Raw genomic sequence first — 22,031 nt, 5'->3', positions numbered from 1 at the left:
ATAAGTTGATTATGAAGAAAATGAATATATATTTCTGCGGTTTAGCAGCATGCATGCTTGCTATGGCAAGCTGTACAGATAATTTTGACGAGACCAATACGAATCCTAACAAGATAACGGTGTCGAGCGGCAAATTGGAAGCTTCCGCTATGTTTGAGCAAACTCTCTATGGAAGTGCAAACTTCTTTACATATTATTCCTGGTTTTGGTGTGATGAACTCATTCAGCATACAGCCCATACTGGCGGAACCACCCGTCAGGAACATCGCTACTTTATAGGAGACCAGAACTGGAAGGCTCTTTGGAATACCTATTTAAGATATGCCAGCAATGATGTCAACATGATCAAGTTGGCAGAGGCTCAAGGTGCTTCTTATCTTCAGGCAGTGGGTCTTACCATGAAGGTTCTGTTCATGTCAAACCTCACTGATATCTATGGAGATATTCCTTACAAGGAGGCTTTCATGGCGGAAGAGGGAATCAAGCAACCGGTGTTCGATTCTCAGGAAAACGTATATCAACAGATGTGTGCCGAACTGGAAGAGGCAAACCGCATCTATGCTTCTAAACCCTACGTAGAAGAGAAAAACAGAAAGTTGGATGGGATGTACAACTTCGACATGACTAAATGGCAAAAGTTCAACAATTCTCTCTATCTCAGACTGTTGTGCCGTATCAGTGGACGAAAAGAAACCATCGTGGATGGCACTCACAATGTGGCTCAGAAGATAACTGAAATCGTACACAGTCAAGAGACTTATCCTATTTTCGAAGGCAATGAAGACAATGCCACTGTACATTATACCGGCATCGCTCCATATACAAGCGAATTTGATAATGCCAACTACACTGAATCATCCTTTACAACAGGCAGCTATAAGTTGACTGAACAGATGATTAAGATGATGGTCATCAAGGATGCAACTAATACCAAGGTTGACCTATATACAGACCCTCGTCTGCCTATCATCGGAAGAAAGAAAAGGGAATATTGGGCAGGTACTATTGCCGGAGCAACGATGGGTGAAGAATCAAATAATGGCGACAAGAATGCAGCCTACCTGAACTATAAACTTCTCTGCAGGAACAACTGCGATGAATGGTTTATGGACTATGCAGAGGTGGAGTTTATCCTTGCCGAGGCAGCACTCAAGGGACTGATTCCAGGAGGAGAAACTGTCGCCAAGACTCACTATGAAAAAGCCATCACAGCATCACTCCAGAAATGGTCTGACTTCGCATCTCCTGTAGATCCTACATTAGCAATCACAACAGAAGGAATCCAGACATTCCTCAATTCAGGATTAGCATCATGGGATCAGGCTAACACACAAGAGGCAAAGTGCGAACTGATTGGTAATCAAAAATATCTGGCTCTCTTCTGGACAGGAATGGAAGACTGGCATGAATACCGACGTACCGAATATCCAAAACTCACAATAGGAAGCGGTTGCGTTTATAACGATATGATTCTTCCTACCCGATTTGCATATCCAAGCACTACCATAGCTACCAATAGAGTACATGCTGATGAAGCCCTCCAGAGAATGGGTGGTGAGAACGATATGAAAACCCCGGTCTGGTGGAGTAAAAAAGCCATAGAGAAATAAAGAATAAACGTAAAATCGAAAATCATGATGAGAAAAAATATCATATCCAGCTGTTTCCCCTTTGCCTTTTCCCTGGCAATGATACTATTTGCTTCTTGCGCAAGCGACAATGATGAAGCATGCTATTTCAAAATGGAAACCGAACAGACACAGGTAAACGTACCTGCAGCTGGTATTTCTAAGTCAAAACTGGCGAAAGTCATCATCCGTTCTAACAAAGACTGGAATATCCAGCTGGAAAATCCTGAGGATGCACAATGGATACATCTCTTCGCCAATGAAGGAAGTGCTGATGGCATCTTTCGCTTTTGGGTGGATAAAAATACCGAGTTCACATCCCGCTCTGCACGTTTGATATTCACTGTAGATGGTCAGAAACAGGACGTTCCCTACACAATAGACCAGGCTGCCGATATTCCAGCTGTCACAATTGCCAATGCCGAGAATGGCTATAAGGTACTTGCCACAGGAGGTCAACTCAAGGTGCCTGTGAGCCATAACATAGAATGGACTACTCTGCTGAAAGACGAGATGAACCAGCAGCCTACCTGGATTAAGATTGATTCCTGCGGTACAGACAGCATCTATCTCTCTCTTGAGAAGAACACTGATGATACCCGCTCTGCCATCCTCACTTGTACAGGTGTGGGAGAATATGCTTCCGTCACGAGTTCAACCATCATTACCCAAGCCAATGCTGGCATCTATCTCAACGATCGCTTCGACTGGATGCAGGAAGGTAAAGAGGACTACTACTACAACTATCCGGAACAAGGCATCGCCGTATGGACTGAAGAAGAATTATCACATGGCTGGACCACTCTTGCCACTTCAAATCCTTGTTTATATGGAGGTCTGGGGTATCTGAAATTAGGCAAGACGAATGTAGCTGGTGATGTATTGTCTCCAAAATTGAGCACCATTGAGGGAACTACCGACGTGGAAGTTACATTCAAGAGTATTGGTTATGTCTCCAAAGGTGGAGCCAAGGATGATGGTGTCATGAGAGTGATGATTGAGGGACCTGGAACAATCGTCGGTCAGGATTTGGTAGATATGACAGTGAATGAGAAAACTTATAAGGCAGCCACATTCGATATCACGGTTTATCCAAATTCTTCCAAGAATGAAAACGGGGAAGACTACAATCCTTGGATACAGCCAGGAGCCACATTCACTTTCCACATCAAGGGAGCCACCAAGGAAACCCAGTTATTATTTGTGGGAGGTGTAGCTTGGAATAGCGGTCTGAAAGGAAAGGGGCAAGGCAAGAACCGCCTCCTCTTGGATGATGTAAAAGTAAAGGCGATATAATTTATCAATAAAAGTAATCAAAATATCCGAAACAGATAGCTGATATGACTTCTGTTTCGGATTACTTTTTTAGTCTTCCTTTATTTTCCATTCACTGATGGTACGCTGGGTACTGTCAAAGCTGATGCCGATTTTTACCAGTCGCTTGCCCTCAGAATGGTAAGGGAGCATATAGCCTTTTTCATCTATCTGGGTCAATGCCTCCTCGGCACTCTTATCTACTTTCAGTTCGAAGACGTAGATTGTATCAGGCATGTGCATCACGGCATCAGCCCTGCCGATGGCACTCTTCACTTCCGTACGGATATAGATATTGAGGAAGCTGAACATCAGATAGAAAATGGTCTGATAATGCTTCTCGCTATGATTTTCCAAACCGTATGGTATCGTAGCCATATAGGTGCGCATGTGTTCCAATGCCGCCTCAATATCATTGCGATAAACCGCCTTGCAGAATCCTAAGAGGAAGGCATCATTATCGGAACGGCGAGGGTTGACATAATGAGGAATCAAGGAATTGAGCAAACCATTACATACCTCCCTGTTTGGAATGCCTAAAGTATATTCCTGAAACATCGGATCATATTTCTTAATGGTCAGGTAGCCGCTCTGATAAAGCAATGGCAAGGCATCTGTCATTTCCTCTGTAGATTGGTCGAAGGAACTCAATACCGTCTCCTGACTTTCCAATGTAGAAAGATTGACATGATATTTATCTAATAGTTTCAATAGGAAGGATGGAGTGCCGGAACCAAACCAATATGGAGCAATGTCACGTGCATTCAAAGCCTTTACCAGACTGAACGGATTGAAGACATCCTCTGAATTCTTGCTGAAATGATAGCCGTCGTAGAATCGTGTCAGCTCTGCCAGGCATTCCTCATACGTCATACCAAGTGCTTCGCCCAATGCCTCTACATCTGGTTTTATCTGTGTGGTTAGTTCTGTCTTGCTGATGCCACAGATTGCCGAATACTGGTCGTACAGACTGATATTGTCGAGGTTGTTGAGTTCGCTGAAGATGCTGAACTGCGAGAATTTAGTGATACCTGTGATAAAGGTAAACTCTAAGTATGGATCGAGCTTCTTCAATGGGCTATAGAAATTCTGCATGATACGACGAAGCAGTTGCAAATTCTCCTTCTCATGCACTACATCCAGCAGAGGGGCATCATATTCATCAATGATGACCACCACCTTTTCGCTCGTCTGCTCGTATGCCTTCTTCACCAGATCTTTCAAACGGAGATTTGCATCCACCTGATGTGTCTTGTATCCCCAGCGAGTTTCCTGCTCTTCAAGCATATCAGCCAAATATCTTTCCAATTGCTCCACGCTCATGTGTTTGGCACCGCTCAAGTCGAAATGAAGCACTGGATGCTTGATCCATTCCTTCTCATAATCGGCAATGGCTAATCCTTCGAAAAGTTCCTTTCTTCCCTCAAAATAAGCTTGGAGAGTAGAGGCAAAAAGGGATTTTCCGAATCGCCTTGGGCGACTCAGAAAGATATACTTCATCTTTTTCTCACGAAAATCCACGATGTATTTAGTCTTATCGACATAGAGATAATTGGCTTCACGAATCTTCGAGAAAGTCTGTATTCCTACAGGATAAAAATTTGCTATTTTTGCCATATTTCCACGTGCTTTACGTTTTGCGCTGCTAAATTACAAAGAAAATCCGAATTAGCCAAATATAAATTCAAATCATTATCCTCCACTTTTTTCACCAGCTACCAGTTACTCTCCCTTTTCCTAATTCTCTGACACTATCATGCGAATCAATTCCTCGTTAGCTTTGTTATCAATGCTTGCATCCTTTACCTCTGTAAAATAATCGAGTGTACTGGAACATTCCCCTGTAATATCCACTCCTTTCATATCCTGACAATCTACATGGATGATATTATGATGAGAAGCAAAGATATAATCCAATATTCATCAAAGAGAAATAATTTGGAAAACTAAATCGAAAAACAGCATTTCAAGCTATCCGTATGTATGAATCGTGAAAATGAATTATACTTTCATGTCAATTCTGACTGCTAAGTTTAAATTAATTATATTTTGATGTCAGTTTTGCAAAGTCTTTTGCCATTTTTATCAATATCTGTTCACTCCAAACAGACAGATAGAATTGGCACATAACTTGCTCATCTATAGAGTGAAAGCGGAAGCCGAAAGGGCAAGGGGAACGATCAGAACCCTAAGCAATGATATTTGAGGGTTTCTTGAAATCCTTGAGCCTCGAAAGCCGAAGCAATCATTATTTAAAAGGATAAATATAATAAACAATTAGAAATCCCGACAGAGCCGAGAGGCGAAGAGAGGACGAGAAAAATAAAATTTGGAGGTTTTTCATTATGTTGTTAGCTCGTAGAAATAACAGTGTTTCAAATTGGTTGAACAATTGGTTTAATGACAATTTCTTTGATACAAGCTTGATGCCACATATGAACGCCACCACTCCTGCAGTTAATGTCAAGGAAGATGAAAACGCTTATACGATGGAGATTGCAGCTCCTGGTTTGAAGAAAGATATGGTCAAGATGAACATTGACAAGGATGGTTATCTGAATGTATCTATCGAGAACAAGGACGAGAAGAAGGAGGAAAAGAAGGAGGAGCATTACTTGCGTCGTGAATTCTCTTACAGCAACTATTCTCAGAGTTATGCTCTGCCAGAGAATGCTAATCAAGAGAAGATTTCTGCTGAGGTCAGCGATGGTGTCTTAAAGATTGAGATACCTAAGGTGGCCAAGGAAGAAAAGAAAGACGATGTTAAGCACATTGAGGTGAAATAATCACTCATAACGTGCTAACCCGTTTTCTGGATGATATTTCATAAGCATCGGAAAATAATTAAAACGAGAGGGTGTGTCATGTATTTATGACGCACCCTTTTTTATCTCAATTTTCCTACAAGAAGTGTTAAATCATACTATAGCATCTGCGACAATTCCCATGCCCTTACATGCGTAATGCCTTTGCGAGAAGGCAACTTAAGATCGTCAAGCGATACTACAACTTTTTCATAGTTATCTGCTATACTTTCCAACGGAGCATATTCACGCTCTATCGTCTGCTCATCTACAAGCATATAAGTGGCTTGTACATAGATAATACGATCGTTCTTGATGGCAACGAAATCAACCTCTTTATCCTTAATACTCCCCACATATACATCATATCCATGACGTAACAGATCCAGATAAACGAGATTCTCCAACAGATACCCCGCTCCATATCCGAATCCGGCATAGAGATAATTTTTGAACGACAAATCGTTCATATAATATTTACAACTGCCAGAAAGAATCTCCTTCCCTTTGATATTATAGCGCAAAGCACGATGTGCAAGATAAACTTCTTCTATATAGCCCAAATATAGAGATACTGTATCATACGAAGTCTTGCGCCCTTTACTTTTTATGAAGTTGGTAATATTGGCAACAGAAAGAAGATTGGAAGAATTATTAACCAGATAGGCAAACAAATCTTCGAGCAATCTTACATCGCGAATCGTATATCTGCGTATGATGTCTTTCAGTAATACAGTATCCTTCAATCCCGAAATATAGTTACGTTTCACATCGGAAGACTGGAAATGCACGAGTTCCGGATAACCTCCATCAGCCATATACTTCAAATAACTCTCTCTGCCGACAGGGAGCTGATGAATGCTTGCATATTCCCCGTAAGACAAAGGGAATATGTGAAATTCCACATATCTACCAGATAGAAGAGTGGATAATTCTCCAGAGAACATCTTAGAATTAGAACCTGTGATAAATATCTCGTAATCTTCAGTATAATCTTGAGACAACGAGTTGACTACACGTTCCCAACCATCAATATCCTGCACTTCATCTATAAAGATGTAGATTCGTCCTTCAGGTTTTAATTCCTCCCGGTACAGACGGATAAAATTATCCAAATCCTTATAGTTTTCTATAAAATCGAACGCCGTCAGTTCACGGTTGATAAAGACAATGTTATTGCTGCTGACACCCTGTTGCACAAGATGCATAGCAGTTTGACGCAATATATAACTTTTTCCCACACGTCGCTGTCCCGTAAGTACCTTCACCACCTTGCTGCCAAGATACGAAGCGACACTTTCGGTATAAAGTGGACGGGGAAAACCGCAATCAATGGTGTTACCAAACCAAAGATTATACTTCTTTACTGATTCAATATTTTCGTTCATACTCGATTTTTTGTGCAAAGATAGCATTTTTTTCGTGTATAGACGAAAATATCTCTGTTTTTAACAAGATTTTCGTCTATAGACGAAAATTTCCTCCTTTTTATTATTTTTTTCGTCTATGGACGAAAATCTTAAGCAAGAAAGATTGCCTCATTCTTATTTCTTAGCAATCCATTTCGGCAAAACCAAGGTGCCCATTACCAGGAATGGGTAATAGAAGATGGCGCGCCAGAGCATGGCGGCAAGGATGGCTACAGAGGCATCGGGCAGGAAATCGGCATAATAAAGGCGGAACATCAACTCCGCCACGCCGCTTCCGCCGGGCGTAGGACTCAGAATGGAAATCATCCACATCACCCATTGTCTGCACCACGCCACCAGCATGTTGCCCTGACAATGGAAGGCTACGAGAATGGCTACTATAATGGCGAATCTCGACAACCACGCCAGGGAAGTATACCCCATCAGCTGCAGCCAAAATCTTCCACCCTCCTGCTTCGCCTCTTTCGAAGCCATCGTCATCTCCTCAGAGAACTTCTCTACCTTGGGCAGGAATCTATGAAGGAAAGGAATCTTGCAGCATCCCTTCAATACCCAGCCCAGAATCTGAGGGCGATGCAATAACAGGAGGTAGAGAATGGCGGTCCAAACAGCCACGATAAGGGTGCTGATGATGAAGATGACCTGCACTCCGCCCTTGATCCATTCGTTCGTTGCATCCGCAGAAATTCCCACCTCATCTGCCAAACTGAAAAGCAGATGCGATGGAACACAGAAATAGAGCAACAGGCAGCTGATGGCAAGAAAAGCCTCGTCGGCAAGCAGGGCTGCAAACATGGTGAAGATACTTCTGCCCATCGAAATTCCCTCGCGGTTCAGATAGACAAAGGCCAAACCGCTTCCACCCACCGCGGAAGGAGTGACGGCAGAAGTAAACTCGCAGAGCACATTGATGCGAAACCCCTGCGCTATCGACAACTTGCGCTGACAAAGATGTCGGAAGCGAAGGGTGAGCATCAGATTCTGAACCGCAAAGAGCAACACGCCCATTACTACCCCCAGGAAGAACCTGGGAGACAAATCTATCCTGCTCAAAGCTTCCACATCAAACTCCCGAATCATCATTCCAGCGATGACCACCAGTCCGATGGAAGCCGCCAACCACAAATGCCATTTTTTCATATTACTCTCAAAATAAAACTATACCTTATTATATATAGTAATATAACGATTAAATGGCCAATCTATTTTGTTGTCTGTCAATTAAATGCTGATATCTATCCAAAACTTCTACAGCAATGTCCTCCCAAGGGCGCACCAGGGTCTCTGCTGCTCCCTTTGCCGCCCAGGAAATGACGGTTGGACGCTCCAGAATATAACGGAGTCGGTTGGCAAAGGCAGTTACATCGCTATCCGAAAGGAATCCGTTGATTCCATTCTGGATGATTTCCGCCGTATTGCTGCCCCTAGCCACGATGGAAGGCGTGAAGAGCGAAGCAGCCTCTCTTACCACCAATGGCGCATTATCGTAGATGGATGGGAAGAGGAAGAGATCGACTGCCGTATAGATGGTCTGCATCAGTTCGCGGGACTGCACGCTACCGAAGAAGGTTACCTTATCCATGCGGTAATCGCTGTTTCCCGACAAACCGAGTTTTGCCGCCATCGCCTGCATCTCTGTTCTTGCGTAACCATCGCCCACGAAAAGGGCATGATAAGGCAAATCCTTCACCTTGGCTAAAGCCTCGATGATGAGCTTTACGTTCTTCTCCCAGATATGCTGACCCACGAAAAGGAGCAGAGGTTTATCTACGGCTACATAAAGCTCGTTCTTGGCTGCCCATTTCATCTCATCGGTATAAGGCGCATCGGCAAATTCGGTTCCGTTATCCACCACTTCGTAGGTTCCCTTGTAGCCATACTCGCGCAAAGTTTCGCCCACGGAAGCCTGAGGCACCCACACCTCATCTACGCTCTCGTAAAACTTCACCACCTTGCCCACGAGATAATCCACCAGAGCCTTATTGGGAATCACCCGTTCGAAATCGTCACGATATTTGGAATGAAAGGTTGCCACCAATGGAATGCCCATTCTGCGAGCCGTCTTCAGGGCGAAATCACCCGAAGAGAAAGGACAATGGGCGTGTAAGATTTCAAAATTCTGAGCAGCTACCTGCTTCTGGAACTTGAAATCGAGCGATGGGAAGCCATAGCGGTAAGGATGGCGACCGGGAACCGGGAACGAGCGATACTGGAAGACGGAATAAGGAAGCTGAGACTCATCGAGTCCTGGCATTTCCGGGGTTACTACCGCCACGTCCCTGCCCTGCTGGTAAAAGCAGCGAGCCAAATTGCTTACCGTGAGTGAAACGCCATCCATGACGGGTGGAAAACATTCATTGAACAATCCTATCATAATCTGAAAATCTTATTTTGTTATTATCCTATTTTTGCGTAATATAAAAGCTATTTGAGAATCTTAAAATCTTCTATTTAAGAATCTTATAAATCGGCGAAGCCACCGATTGCTGATTATTATCATTCGTAAACGGAACCTTCAGGATGCTGGCGATGGTGGGAGCCACCTGCTTGGTGTAGATGGTTCTGCCCCCTTCCATTTCTCCCAGATGCTGGATGTCTTTCCCGAAAGCCACCAGCCAGGTTTGGTTGCTGCCCTTAATTCTTCTGCCGTGTTCCGCCCAAGAAGCCTGGGAATCTACTTCGCCTCTGTTGGCATGAACGCCCAGGCTCTCTCCCCTGCCATGATCGCAGGTGATAAGAAAGGTGGTGTTCCCCTTGTAAAATGGGTCTTGCTGACAGCATTCCCATAACTGTCGAATAAACTGGTCGTTCTGATGAGCAGCATTCAGATACTCCTGCCATTTGCCATGATGTCCGTAATAATCCGTCTCGCAAAACTCTACAAAGAGAAGCTTGGGATGCTTCTCCTTGAGGGTTTTCAAGGCGCGGTTCAAAGTCACACTATCATTTCTAACTTGCTTGCTCACCCTGTGAGGAGAGCGGAAATCCACGGGCAATTCGCTCCTGCGATAATTCAGGATATAAGGAACCACATCCCAACTCGCCACGGCACTCACCCTGTCCTTATACTCAGAACAAGCCTCAGCCAATTCCAGAACCGAGCGGTTGGGGTTATACTGCTTGCGGTTGTCGAAGATGTGCTCATCATTAGTCACACCACAGAGCATCTCGCTGTAACCGGCATAGGATTTCCAAATGCCGTTTGCCACCTCCATCTTCGATTTCCGGTTGCGGTTGCCAATCATGCAGCCTTTCTTCCTGCCCATCTCCCAGAGAAACGGCATCAGACTGTCGCGTCTGGCGCCCTCAAACACCTCCTGCCATCTTAAACCATCAATGGCAATCACTACCACTCGCGCCTCCTCCTTCTTGCTATCCTTGCCATACACGGCGAGCAGGAACAACAAGGGAAGAAGCAGCAACAATGGAATCATTTTCTTCTTCATAAGCCTGGTTCTCCTTTCTATGATAATAAGTTTCGTAAGCGTTTTCTATGGCGGCGATGATTCGGCTTTCAGCATGGTTCTCCCACATTCTGAACTCCACATCTTCCTCGTAATCACGGGCAAAAGCCTTCAGTTTATCGATATCGAAATCCTCGCTCACCACGCCAGCCATCTCTCTTTCCGCATCCATCGCATTACATTCCTGTTCTACATGAGCCGGAATCAGCATGCATGGCTTGCCCATATAGAGCGCCTCGCAGACGCTCTCGAAGCCGGCGGTGGTGGCGAAAGCCTTGCAGCCAGCCATCATCTTGAGGAACTTCTCGTCGTTGATGCGATGGAAGGTGAGCGTATCATCTACCATCAGTTCTTCAGGCGCATCCGGCTGATCCCAGAAGAAATGGAGACGGGTATGGGGATGCTTCTCGTGCCACGCCTTCACATCCTCGGCAAATCCGGCATTCAGCATATAGCCCATGATGTAGTCGCCATGGTGGCGGATGATGGTCTTGGCTTCCTGACGGAGCAACGGTGGAACTACCTTGATGCCGTGCACAGGATCATCCTCATAGTCACGGATGGAGAGCGCCAACTTGGCTGTGGCTCCCATACAGGTGATACGGGTAAAGAATTTCAATAAGGATTCTGGTACGGAATACTTTCCAGGCATCTGGAAAGAGGGATGGAGGAAGAGGTACTGATGACCGATGCAAACCTCTGGGATTCCGAAACGGAAAAGGGAACAGGTAATGCCACACAACACCTCGTAGAAATTGATGATGATGTCGGCTCCGCTCTCCTGGATATTCTTTCGTATCAAATGGATACTGGAAAGATAGCTCGGAGTAAGAAGCATGTTGTAAGTCAGGGAGCGCAACAGATTGAACTTACGGTTGTCCTTAGACGGCAAGAAATTAGGACTGTCGAAAACCTCGATAGGAGTACCTATCTGATTCATGAAGAACTCAGGAATCACCCTGTTCTTGCTCTTGCCCACTAAAACTTTCACTACTTCATGACCCTCGTGCAGAAGCATCTGCTTAAGCGCCAACGCCTGGGTGAGATGACCTCTACCCTCTCCTTGAATTACAAAAATTACCTTCATTTTTCTTTATACATCTTTAAACATCTGATATTTTGCTGGCGAAGCGGCAGATGCAGATCATCGCCCCTTTCCGAGTGCAAAGGTATAAGTTTCATATTTCAAAGATGTTAGAGAAAATGAAGATAGGGTTAAAAACTAGAATATCGGCTGACCTACGCAGCCATTTGGCGCCTGAACATGAAGCAGGGCGGCGATGGTTGGCACAATATCGGTCATGAATGTCTGTCTGGTGGTTACACCGTGCTGGATTCCCCAACCCATGAAAACCAGCGGAATATGGGTGTCGTATGGATTCCACTCGCCATGGTCGGTTCCCTTCATGCCGTGGGCATAGTAATTCGGCTTCAACACGATGGCCACATCACCGCTACGCTCACGGTTGTAACCATTCACAATGCGGAACTTCACATCCTCAGGAATGCTCTCTGTCATCGTCTTCTCCATATCGCAGGCGTACTGCACGCAGCTGTCTTCCTTCAAAACATCCACCACACTCTGCTTGATCTTGGCGAAATCCAACTTGTTTTCCTTGATGATGTTGCGATTGAAAAACACCTGATAGTTCATCACGGTCTTCACCAAATCACCCACGTTAGGATACTCCTGAGCCAGGGTTTGATTCAGCTTCTTAGCCATCGCATCACCATCCCAACTGCCCGCAGGAATGCGGCGGTCTTGCAGGAAACGGGCGTTGTTCATCGCTCCATGATCGGCACTCAGGAAAACCAGATAGTTGCCCTTGCCCACCTTCTCATCGAGATAAGAAAGAAAATCGGCAATCGCCTTGTCAAGGCGCAGATAAGTATCCTCAGTTTCTACGGCGTGGGTTCCCACCTGATGACCGATATAATCGGTGCTGGAGCAGCTTACCGCCAGCAAGTCGGTTTCATCATCAGCACCCAACTGCTCTCCGTCTATCGCAGCCTTCGCCAAATCTATCGTCAGCGAATTGCCGAAAGGAGTCTTGCGGATTATGCTGTAACCATATTTCTTATAAAGGGCTGGGAGATTGAGCGGCAGCGTAGCCTTCACACCCTTGCGGATTCCATCCTCATACTCATTCTCATCTTCCGTACTCTCGATGTAAGTATTCTTAGGATAGAGCGTGCTCCATTTTTCCGAAAGATAACGCTCTGGCAGATGCTGGTTGTTGAAAGCATCCACCCACTTTGGCAACAGGTTCATATAATAAGAACTGGTGATGAACTTGCCGCTCTCATCATCAAACCAGTAGGCACCATTTGGATTATGTCCGGCAGGAAGGATGGAAGCACGGTCTTTTAAAGCCACACCCACCACCTTGGCTCTGCCGTTGGATGCAATCTTCATCTCATCGCCAAGAGTCGTAACCCAAAGGTTTCTAGGCGACATCAAGCCCTCCTTACTGCTGGAACCCACCGGTTTCACGGTTTCATCATCCGTGCAATACACCTTCTTGCCATTCTTCACAAAATTGTTTCCGGCGATTCCGTGGATAGAAGGCACACTACCGGTATAGAGACAAGTATGACCGACGGCTGTAACCGATGGAACATACGGAATTCGGGTGTTTTCGCAAGAGAATCCCTCGTTGAGCAACCGCTTGAATCCTCCTTCTCCATAGCGCTTCTGATAGCGATAGAGATAATCCCATCGCATCTGGTCAACCACAATACCCACTACCAGTTTAGGGCGCTCAACGCCTAATGCATTCACCTGCTGGGCAGAAACCATTCCGCATCCCAGGAATGACATCGCAATAAAACTAAATACCTTATTCATTTCTTTCTTTAAAATTACTGTAATACTTTTTACCGCTGCAAAGGTATTTAAAGGATGTTGCTATCGTGTTACAAAGAGGTGAAAGAAGAGTGAAGAAGAAATACCGGTTTTAACTTCATCTTTTCTTCACCCGAAAGAAACCGTGATGTAACAAAATCATTCTACTTTTGCACCCGAAAAAAAATTATGCAAGATAATAAATAGGTTATGAACAAATTAAAGATTGTATTGATGGCTTCCCTGCTCGTGCAGGGTGCCACATGTCTAGAGGCGAAAGCCGACAACACTCCAGAAGGTAACAAAACTAATTCTAAAGCATTGGGCATGAATGCCGTAAGCGGTAAGGTGACCAACGAACAGGGCGAAGCTTTGCCGGGCGTGGTAGTTCGCTGCGGCAACACGAATGTACAGACTGACTTGAATGGCGAGTTCCACGTCAACGTGAACGATGGCGACAAGCTCACCTTTACTTATATAGGTTACAACACCATCACCAAAGATGCTGACGACAACAACATGAAGGTGGTGATGAAGGAAAACACACAAGCCCTGGGCGAGGTAATCGTTACTACCCAGAAAAAGAAGCAGAGCAGCCTGGAGATTCCTGTGGCTGTAAGCGCCGTAACCGGTAGCGTGATGGAGAAACTCAACCTCCACCAGATGGACGACGTGGCTCAGTTTACCCCGGGCGTTCAGATTCAGCTGCAGAGCCCTAACAACCCCGGCTACGTAATTCGTGGTGTGACTTCTGATGGCGGCGAGGCTTATTCCCAGCCAAGAGTTTCCGTGTTTATGGATGGCGTTTCAACTTCCCGAAGCCGCTCTTCTGCCGTAGAACTTTTCGACCTGGAGCGACTGGAAGTAGTAAAGGGGCCTCAGGGAACCCTCTTTGGAAGAGGTGCTGAGATTGGCGGCATCAACATCATCCGCCACAAACCCGTAAACGAACTCAAGGGCGAACTCTCCATGAACTACGGAAGCTACAACCAGCGCCAGGTAACAGGTTTCATCAACACCCCAATCATCAAGGACAAGCTTGCCAACCGCTTTGCCTTCGACTATGATGCCCGCGACGGCTTCATCAAGAACGAGGCAGGTGGCAGACTGAACGGCAAGAATGCCCTGGCTTTCAGAAACTCTACCCAATGGTGGGCTAACGATGATACTTCTGTAGGCGTGGTACTCGATTATCAGCACGATGATTATCCAGGCACTTCCTTCCACAGCATCAATCCAGCCTTTGGCAATAGCGACCCTAACAGTCCTGCCAACCTGGAAGCCGGCAAGCAGTTGGGCATCAAGCGAAACGTAGGTGGCGCCCTGCTCAACATCGAGCACAACTTCGGCAAACATTGGGCTTTCAATTCCATCACCGGTTTCAGAGCCTTCAACAGCGATGAGCATTTCGATGCAGACGGTACCTTTCTCCCACTCCTGCTCTGCGAGGAAAAGGAAAAAGGAACCCAGTTCAGCCAGGAATTCCGTTTCAATTATGATGATAAGAAATTCTTCTCAGGCTTCTTGGGAGCCAACTATTTCTACGAGAATTCATCGCAGGATGTCAACGCCAAGGCGAATCTCCAGTACCTCTATCCGGTGTTTATCCAGAAGAGTGTGAAGGCTTCGCTCAGCAGTCAGATAGATAATGTGAAGGGATTGCTCAGCCAGTATCTTCCTGCCGATTATCAGCCGATGGTGGATTTGACACTCTCACAACTGATGAGCAAATGGTTCCCAGAGAGCCCGGAAACAGATGCGGACGGCAAACTGAAACCACAGAGCGCCACTCCTGATATCTATGGAGATTTGAAGACTGCCCTGGGTGCTGTGGGAATGGATTTAGACCAGGTTCTGGCAGGCATGGGCGATAACGGCAAGCTGATTCAGGCTACCCTGCAGGGCATTTCGGGCAAAACGCTCGATACTGCTTATACCGAGCAGGGCAAGAATTACGGTACCAACCAGGCTATTGAGGTCTTCGCTGATGGAACCTTCAAGCTCACCAGGAACCTGAACTTCACCCTGGGTATCCGCGGAACTTACGAGAACCAGGAAACAGGCTATTCATCTTCTACCATACCAAGCATGTTTGGTGCCGTGCTTTATCACCCTACCGATGGTGGCGCCAAGGTTACAGCCAAGGACAGCTACTGGTCATGGGTAGGTCGTGCAGCCCTCAACTATATGATTGGCCGCAACAACATCTACGCCAGCGTGGCTCGTGGCCGTCGTCCGGGAGTGCTCTATTTCAACAACGATCCTAAGGATTTCGAGACTCTCGACCCGGAAATCATCTACAGCTACGAGGCTGGCGTGAAGGGAAGCATCCTGGAAGGCCGTCTGAACTACGACATCTGTGCTTACTATTATGACTGGTATAATTATCAGACATCGGTTTTCAACGCCACCACCAGCAAATTTGAATACGATGATGCAGGTCGTGCCCACAGTCTCGGTCTGGAGGCAAGCATCAACTATTCTCCATGCCGCTACCTCACTCTCTTCGGCAACTGGTCGTACATCGAGGGCAAGTTCAACGACAAGGATGACAACGGAAACGCACAGCTCTATGCCGGCAACCGCTTCCGCCTTACTCCAAAGAACAGTTTCGCCATCGGTTTCGACTTGAACGTGCCAGCCGGCGAGAAGGCTTCCTTCTATCTCCGCCCTACCTATTCATGGAAGTCGAAGGTATTCTTCGAGGAGAGCAACGAGTCTGAGTTCACCCAGGATGCCTACGGATTGCTCAACTTCACCGCCGGTTATCGTTTCCAGCCAGGTAAGGTTTATTATGAAATCGGTGCCTTCGGCAAGAACGTGCTCGATGAGAAATACATCGTGGATGCAGGTAACTCAGGCCGTCAGATTGGTTTCCCAACCTACATTGGCGGTTCCCGTTCCGTGGTCGGTGTGATGTTTAAAATGGGATTCTAAGACAATAAGTGCTATAGAAAAAAGTTTCTATGATAAAAAAATAAGAACAATGAAAAGTATTTTGATTTATATGATGCTGTTGATGGGAGTGATTCTCCCATCCTCAGCCAAGGATAGAGCCCAGCAGGTGATTGCCCACAGAGGCTATTGGAAGACAGAAGGTTCTGCTCAGAACTCCATCTCCTCACTTCAGAACACCCACAGGATTGGGGTTTACGGCTCTGAGTTTGATGTTCACATCACCCGTGACGGCGAGGTGGTAGTTTTTCATGATGATGACGTAGATGGCATTAAGATAGAGAATGCCAACTATGCCGACATCAGAGACAAGCGCCTCAAGAATGGCGAGAAGATTCCTACCTTGAAGGAATATCTCGATGCAGCCAAATCATTGGGCGATATGAAACTCATACTCGAAGTAAAGGAGCACATCCAGAAGAGCGATGAAGACCGCTGCATCGATGCCACCCTGAAGATGGTAAGAGAGGCGGGACTGGAAGCAAGAACAGAGTATATTTCCTTCAGCAAGCACTCCTGCGATTATCTGGTTCTCCACGCTCCAGGTGCCAAGGTTTCCTATCTGAACGGAGACCTCGCTCCGCTCGATGCCAAAGCAGCAGGTTATACAGGCATCGACTACGAAGACAGCGTCTTCTTAGACCATCCAACCTGGATCAAGGAAGCCAAGAAACTCGGTCTAATCACCAATGTCTGGACTGTCAATAATCTGAAAGCCATCAAATATTTCTTCAAACAAGGCATCGATTACGTAACAACGAATGATCCTGAAAAAGCCAAGGCTTTATAACAGGGCTTTCACAGTCAGCAACCTTTTTCACTTTTCCAACTAGAGAAATATATTTCTCCAATTGGAAAAGTGTTTTTTTGCTTATAATCTCAATCTCAGAGTCTCAGTTGTTTCTACTTACTTCTGCTCCACCTTTACTCCCGTAATGCGGCTCTTAAAATCGCCTGCCTTCTGGAGAGGGAACACCAGCGTGCGCTGATAATGCATCTTGGCTGAGGGATTATATACGATAGGCTGAGTGGCTGTAGCATCGCCCTTCTGTAATGTAGCCAGGTCTTTCTGCTGCATCGCATAAAGGGTGAGCGGACCAAGCTCCTCGCACAATTTGTCATTTACATAAAGACAGGTCTTCTTGTTGTCGCCCGTAATCGCCAGAGTTACCTTCCTGCCCTTCTCTACCCTGTAGTTGAACTTATTAAGATAACCCTCGTGGGCAAAACCAAGCTGGCCGCTTTCAGGGTCGGCAAGATAGAAGGTGGCGTTATCTGATGAGAACAACACCGTGCCCTTTGCTTCATCGGCTCCATCAATGGTGAACTCCACCCGATAGCCATAGCCCACTTCCGGTATGGCAATCGCAGGTATGGTAATCAATCACATCATTGATTAATTGATTATCAAAATTCACGATAAAAGATAAAATTCCTTATTTCACATAGAAAAGAAATTTTAAAGTACCAAGAATGATGAAAAAGAAAATATATTTTGCAGGTTCCATTCGTGGAGGTCATGACTTTGCCGATCTCTATAGAAAGATGATTGAACACATGCAGATGAAGGACATCGTACTGACCGAACATATCGGTCAGGCTGGCCTCAACCTCAAGGAAAAAGGAAGAACCAGCGATGCAGAGATTTATAACCAGGATACAGCATGGCTCCAAGAGAGCGATATGGTCGTAGCAGAGTGTAGCAACCCTTCGCTAGGCGTGGGCTATGAACTGGCCTACGCCGAAAGTAGAGGTATTCCTTGCCACATCTTCTATGACAAGAGCAAGACTCAGCTTTCAGCCATGCTTACAGGAAACCCCTACTTCGATATTTATCCTTATCAAACAGAGGAAGAACTGTTCTCTTTACTGGATAAGGTACTATCATAGATCCTTTAAGATACCGATCATCTCCTGCCTCAAGTTTTCGGGTTTCAGCACGAATAAGCAATCCTTTTTTAGAATAACGAAACAATCCAATCATAAACCCAAGTGCTCAAACTGATGGCCCATGAGATAATCAGATAAATCAACCAGCAAAGCACGACGATGAATACTGCCGTCCAGAATGCCTTCTTGTTTACCTTGTTGATGATCTCCTTATCATCCTCGATATAGCCTGTAATCAGCTTCAAGTTTTCAACATACGAACGCTTGAAGACATCCAGCACATCACCAATATAGAAAGGTATAGCACCAATCAGCACATCCATCAGGATATTATAGATGACAGCCAATGTCAGCGGAATAGACTTAACCACGCACAGACTGTAATAGATGAATGGGAATGCAAACACGCTCGACAACGCATCACCGACACCGGCAGGAAGAACGAAACCAAGGATAGGATCCAAGAAATACTTGTCCATATACTTTGCCGTACCTACCATCAGACGTTATGATGGCATGTTCATCATCTTCTCGCGCTTTGCAGCTTTTTTATCAGCCCTCGCCTGTTCTTTGGCAAGAGCCGCCTCTCGCTTTTGATCTTCCTTAGCGAAATCCATACCCAAATCAGCCTGGGCTTGCTGTCTTCTTGAACTTTCCATACGCCTTATAATTCTATTTGTTTCTTACCATTCATAAATTCTGCGAACTCCTGTTCCGAAAGAGAGTAACCGCTCAAATCGCTCATCAATTCCATAGCCTTCTTACGTTCCTCCTCGCTGCCTGCCAGATTGATACGCTTGAACACCTCACGAAGATAAGCACTCTTGTTGTCTATCTTAGCCATCTCACGCTTAAATTCATCAGTATGTTTCTTCAACTCCTTATCGTATGCAGCAGAAGCCAGATTTTCGTTGAGTTGCTGCGCTTTGAGCTTAGCAAAACTGTCAAACAGGGCGATGCCTTTCTGTAAGGATTGTTCCATGGCACCAGTTGCCTGCATCAACTCCTCCTCACTATATTCAGCAGGATTTTGCTGTGCAGCATTTCCCTCTATCTTCTTCTGATTCTTAGAATATTCAGATACACCATCAAGCAGATTTCGTGCCATTTCCTTATTTGCATGGAGATTATCTGCCAAAAAGTCTGTGAACTGCGAGAGATTCTGCTCTACATCTGCAGACAATTGAGTTTTATCCTTGATGTTCGGAATATCAACTGTATGCACCAACTTTTCCAAAGTGCTTGTCAAGCACATCGTCCAATGGAGTAAGATTCATCTGTGCCATATATTTTTTATTTATGTGTGAAGATAAGTAAAATGCTTCATACTAAGCTAAATAGTGAGATTAGATATAGTAGGAATAGCATCAAAGCGTCCCTGCAGATAAGCCTTCTCCATATCCAGCGTGTCCCGGAAATCCTTGAAATCAAACAGAGAATATAGATCACTGCTTCCATCCTCTCGCTTGTTCACGAAATACACCTGATCCCTTCGCTGGAAATCGGTGTTCAGCAAATGGGTGTTATGAGTGGTGTAGATGAGCTGGGCATGGTCGCTATGATTGAACATACCTATCACAAATTCCACAAGTTGGGTATGGAGACTGTTATCTATCTCATCGACAAGGAGCATCTTTCCTTCATGGATAATACCTATCATCCTCACCATCATCCGGAACAAAGTCTTGGTTCCCTCCGACTCTTCCGTCTCGAAATCAAACGCAACGGAAGGGTTGGTACGATGAAACGTCGTGATGGCATTGTTCTGAATCTTGAAGTCAATGATGTCGCTATCTGCCGTTCTCAACACCTCCAGCATCTGCTCCTTTCGTTCCTTGAACAAATTATCCAGGGAATCAATGTTAGCCACCTGATAATCAAGCACGATGTCATTACAGAAGAACAGGAAAATCTTTTGGGCTATTTCCCTGTCCATCTGACTGGCACGAGAAATATAGAGTGTCTTCTTCGATGTATTGTCAGCTACATCGAAAGGACGCTTAATGACGGTCTTAAACTCATAGATGTCTTTCTTCTCTGTTCCTCTACTTTCATCACGGCTGAATACCAGCGACTTGCGACCATTCGGATAATAGTACAATGTCTCGGTGATGATTTCATTATGCATAAAGGAGAAGGAATACTCATACTCTACTCCATTCAGCAGGAAACGGATGTAGAAGGAGCTTGGCTTGTTGGCATAATCCTCAAACTTGAAAGGTGAGATGGCAAACCTGGTGTCAACATTATAATTATGTGATGAACGAACCATGTTCACACAAGCTCTGATGGCTTTAATCACATTGCTTTTACCCGAAGCGTTGGCTCCAAATAAGGCAACGCTCTTCAACATCTGTTCTCCATCCACGGAAAACAGATTACCTTCAAGCTCCCTTGCCTTCTTTGTCTGAATCTTGGCAGCCTGCAAGTCCAAAGTCACCTCGTCTCGAAACGAGAACATATTGCTTAAACGTATCTCTAAAACCATTTTAACCTCGATATTTGTAATTTGATTGCAAATATAAGAAATAAAACTTGTTTTTATATCCATCAGACGTTATTTTTATTATTATTTAGCAAAACAAAGAGCAGGATGCTCCTTCAAGCACGCACAGACATATAAAACTACCACCACCAGAGCACGAAGTTCTGATGGTGGCAATCTTATTTTTCTCTATCAATAAACCAATGAATAGTTCACATTGAAATAGGAATCTGAAATCTTCATGGTTGTAATCACCATGGATTTGTCCGGGTTGGTGAAGCAGTACTGCAGGCTGGCTTCATCGGCAGAAACAAGCGTGTAGTGCTTCTTCAGATAGTCAATGACAAGCCCACGGTTCACACTTCGCTCCGTATCTATAACAGAATAAAGCGAACCGCCAAAACGGGAGAAACTGTAAAGAACGCCTTCACTACCCTGCCCAGTCATAAAGGTCAACTGGATGTTGTCGCCGGAAGTCTCAGCTACCTGGCGGTAACGCTTCATGGATTGAGCCATATAACTCTTGACCTCATCCACATTTGCACCCATGATATGGTAAGGCTCTGTCCAAACGTCCAGTTTTGTTTCCGGACTCTCGACCTCCTCCATCGGGTCATCATTGCCGCAAGAGGTGAATACTACTGGTGAAGCCATCATCATCAGAAGGATGGCGATTGAAAGATTCTTTTTCATTTTCATGACTTTTCGTTTTTGATGTTATTTAATTTCATTGTATTCATATCCATATGTGGACATGTATCAACGTCTATATGTATATATGTATCAACGTACACGTGTATCAATGTATTCATGTGTACATGGCTACACATCCACATTTTCTACATGACTTCCCTAATGGATTTAGTCCTGATTTTCTTGACCTTACCATATTTCGACTCATAAGCTTCAACGCCTTGTTTCATGACGTATTCCATGAAGGAGCGGATGGTGAAACCTTCCTTTCGGGCGATGCTCTGAACCTTGTCAACGAGTTCCTTTGAGCAGATAAAGGAGAAATGTCGCCAGGGTTCATCATTAGGCAAAACGCTCTCTGTCTGAGGACTTTTAACTTCATTTCGTTCTTCCTTTGAGTCCCCAGGAGACTTGTCAAATCTGTCCTGCGGATGAATGGCAGCCTTTCCGAGAATGTTGCCAAGCAGAATGTCCATATTCTTCTTTGCCATAGTCTTTACTGATTACGTGAAATAATTTCTTC

At 45.1% G+C, this 22,031-nt stretch carries 21 protein-coding genes; 6 read left to right on the top strand and 15 right to left on the bottom strand.

All coding sequences use genetic code 11. The features are described 5' to 3' along the window. The first annotated feature begins 11 nt into the window (after nucleotides 1-11). Nucleotides 12-1,610, top strand: coding sequence for a SusD/RagB family nutrient-binding outer membrane lipoprotein (locus ACTQ53_RS14170; protein WP_441933660.1), 1,599 nt, complete (start codon nucleotides 12-14; stop codon nucleotides 1,608-1,610). Nucleotides 1,611-1,634: 24 nt separating this feature from the next. Beyond that, complete coding sequence (locus tag ACTQ53_RS14165; RefSeq protein WP_441933658.1) at nucleotides 1,635-2,924, top strand: BACON domain-containing protein; 1,290 nt, start codon at nucleotides 1,635-1,637, stop codon at nucleotides 2,922-2,924. 69 nt (nucleotides 2,925-2,993) lie between these two features. On the opposite strand, the gene ACTQ53_RS14160 is transcribed toward ACTQ53_RS14165, so the two are convergent. Together ACTQ53_RS14160 and ACTQ53_RS14155 are read right to left on the bottom strand one after the other, a co-directional pair. Then, nucleotides 2,994-4,559, bottom strand: coding sequence for an ATP-binding protein (locus ACTQ53_RS14160; protein ID WP_441933656.1), 1,566 nt, complete (start codon nucleotides 4,557-4,559; stop codon nucleotides 2,994-2,996). A gap of 120 nt (nucleotides 4,560-4,679) precedes the next feature. Then, on the bottom strand, nucleotides 4,680-4,859 hold the full coding sequence (locus tag ACTQ53_RS14155) for a hypothetical protein (protein ID WP_203040474.1): 180 nt from the start codon (nucleotides 4,857-4,859) through the stop codon (nucleotides 4,680-4,682). 428 nt (nucleotides 4,860-5,287) lie between these two features. Here ACTQ53_RS14155 and ACTQ53_RS14150 point away from each other — a divergent pair, with 428 nt between their 5' ends. Next, nucleotides 5,288-5,728, top strand: coding sequence for an Hsp20/alpha crystallin family protein (locus tag ACTQ53_RS14150; protein ID WP_294972072.1), 441 nt, complete (start codon nucleotides 5,288-5,290; stop codon nucleotides 5,726-5,728). 137 nt (nucleotides 5,729-5,865) lie between these two features. Here ACTQ53_RS14150 and ACTQ53_RS14145 read toward each other — a convergent pair whose 3' ends face one another. The 6 genes from ACTQ53_RS14145 to pafA all read right to left on the bottom strand — a co-directional run bounded on the left by ACTQ53_RS14145 (nucleotide 5,866) and on the right by pafA (nucleotide 13,488). Continuing rightward, nucleotides 5,866-7,134, bottom strand: a complete 1,269-nt coding sequence (locus ACTQ53_RS14145) for an ATP-binding protein (RefSeq protein ID WP_203040472.1) — start codon at nucleotides 7,132-7,134, stop codon at nucleotides 5,866-5,868. A 156-nt stretch (nucleotides 7,135-7,290) separates the two neighbouring features. Next, nucleotides 7,291-8,316: a lysylphosphatidylglycerol synthase transmembrane domain-containing protein gene (locus ACTQ53_RS14140; protein WP_441933653.1), complete on the bottom strand. Its 1,026-nt coding sequence runs from the start codon at nucleotides 8,314-8,316 to the stop codon at nucleotides 7,291-7,293. Between the two features lie 49 nt (nucleotides 8,317-8,365). After that, nucleotides 8,366-9,550, bottom strand: a complete 1,185-nt coding sequence (locus ACTQ53_RS14135; RefSeq protein ID WP_441933651.1) for a glycosyltransferase — start codon at nucleotides 9,548-9,550, stop codon at nucleotides 8,366-8,368. Nucleotides 9,551-9,623: 73 nt separating this feature from the next. Then, nucleotides 9,624-10,622, bottom strand: coding sequence for an alkaline phosphatase family protein (locus ACTQ53_RS14130; protein WP_203040469.1), 999 nt, complete (start codon nucleotides 10,620-10,622; stop codon nucleotides 9,624-9,626). Beyond that, on the bottom strand, nucleotides 10,549-11,727 hold the full coding sequence (locus ACTQ53_RS14125) for a glycosyltransferase family protein (RefSeq protein WP_441933649.1): 1,179 nt from the start codon (nucleotides 11,725-11,727) through the stop codon (nucleotides 10,549-10,551). The genes ACTQ53_RS14130 and ACTQ53_RS14125 overlap by 74 nt, the downstream gene beginning before the upstream one ends. Nucleotides 11,728-11,862: 135 nt before the next feature. After that, nucleotides 11,863-13,488 carry an alkaline phosphatase PafA gene (gene pafA / locus ACTQ53_RS14120; RefSeq protein ID WP_441933647.1) on the bottom strand — a complete coding sequence of 542 codons (1,626 nt, stop codon included), beginning with the start codon at nucleotides 13,486-13,488 and terminating at the stop codon, nucleotides 11,863-11,865. 207 nt (nucleotides 13,489-13,695) lie between these two features. Between pafA and ACTQ53_RS14115 the strand changes: the two genes are divergently transcribed. Together ACTQ53_RS14115 and ACTQ53_RS14110 are read left to right on the top strand one after the other, a co-directional pair. Beyond that, complete coding sequence (locus ACTQ53_RS14115) at nucleotides 13,696-16,422, top strand: TonB-dependent receptor (protein ID WP_441933645.1); 2,727 nt, start codon at nucleotides 13,696-13,698, stop codon at nucleotides 16,420-16,422. Between the two features lie 49 nt (nucleotides 16,423-16,471). Continuing rightward, nucleotides 16,472-17,230, top strand: a complete 759-nt coding sequence (locus tag ACTQ53_RS14110; protein ID WP_238405228.1) for a glycerophosphodiester phosphodiesterase — start codon at nucleotides 16,472-16,474, stop codon at nucleotides 17,228-17,230. A 117-nt stretch (nucleotides 17,231-17,347) separates the two neighbouring features. On the opposite strand, the gene ACTQ53_RS14105 is transcribed toward ACTQ53_RS14110, so the two are convergent. Continuing rightward, nucleotides 17,348-17,824, bottom strand: a complete 477-nt coding sequence (locus ACTQ53_RS14105) for a hypothetical protein (protein WP_203040465.1) — start codon at nucleotides 17,822-17,824, stop codon at nucleotides 17,348-17,350. A gap of 92 nt (nucleotides 17,825-17,916) precedes the next feature. On the opposite strand from ACTQ53_RS14105, the gene ACTQ53_RS14100 reads away from it, so the two are divergent. Beyond that, the gene (locus tag ACTQ53_RS14100; protein ID WP_441933642.1) at nucleotides 17,917-18,330 is read left to right on the top strand and encodes a nucleoside 2-deoxyribosyltransferase; all 414 of its coding nucleotides are present in this window, start codon (nucleotides 17,917-17,919) and stop codon (nucleotides 18,328-18,330) included. A 68-nt stretch (nucleotides 18,331-18,398) separates the two neighbouring features. Here ACTQ53_RS14100 and ACTQ53_RS14095 read toward each other — a convergent pair whose 3' ends face one another. The 6 genes from ACTQ53_RS14095 to ACTQ53_RS14070 form a co-directional block, all read right to left on the bottom strand. Then, nucleotides 18,399-18,809, bottom strand: coding sequence for a DUF4112 domain-containing protein (locus ACTQ53_RS14095; protein ID WP_238405227.1), 411 nt, complete (start codon nucleotides 18,807-18,809; stop codon nucleotides 18,399-18,401). Nucleotides 18,810-18,836: 27 nt separating this feature from the next. Then, a complete protein-coding gene (locus ACTQ53_RS14090) occupies nucleotides 18,837-18,989 on the bottom strand; it encodes a hypothetical protein (protein ID WP_203040463.1) in 153 nt (50 codons plus the stop codon). Nucleotides 18,990-18,994: 5 nt separating this feature from the next. Continuing rightward, nucleotides 18,995-19,567, bottom strand: a complete 573-nt coding sequence (locus ACTQ53_RS14085; RefSeq protein ID WP_441933639.1) for a hypothetical protein — start codon at nucleotides 19,565-19,567, stop codon at nucleotides 18,995-18,997. A gap of 96 nt (nucleotides 19,568-19,663) precedes the next feature. Continuing rightward, nucleotides 19,664-20,791, bottom strand: coding sequence for an ATP-binding protein (locus ACTQ53_RS14080; protein WP_295346789.1), 1,128 nt, complete (start codon nucleotides 20,789-20,791; stop codon nucleotides 19,664-19,666). A 216-nt stretch (nucleotides 20,792-21,007) separates the two neighbouring features. After that, entirely contained in the window at nucleotides 21,008-21,508 is a 501-nt protein-coding gene (locus tag ACTQ53_RS14075; RefSeq protein WP_441933637.1) for a hypothetical protein, read from the bottom strand. 146 nt (nucleotides 21,509-21,654) lie between these two features. After that, nucleotides 21,655-21,999 (bottom strand): hypothetical protein, encoded by a 345-nt coding sequence (locus ACTQ53_RS14070; protein ID WP_118255358.1) that lies wholly within the window; start codon nucleotides 21,997-21,999, stop codon nucleotides 21,655-21,657. Nucleotides 22,000-22,031 lie beyond the last annotated feature (32 nt).

Source organism: Prevotella sp. Sow4_E9_plate (assembly GCF_052116205.1).
In the GTDB taxonomy this organism is placed as follows: Bacteria; Bacteroidota; Bacteroidia; order Bacteroidales; family Bacteroidaceae; genus Prevotella.
This window is presented reverse-complemented; position numbering and strand designations above follow the sequence as displayed.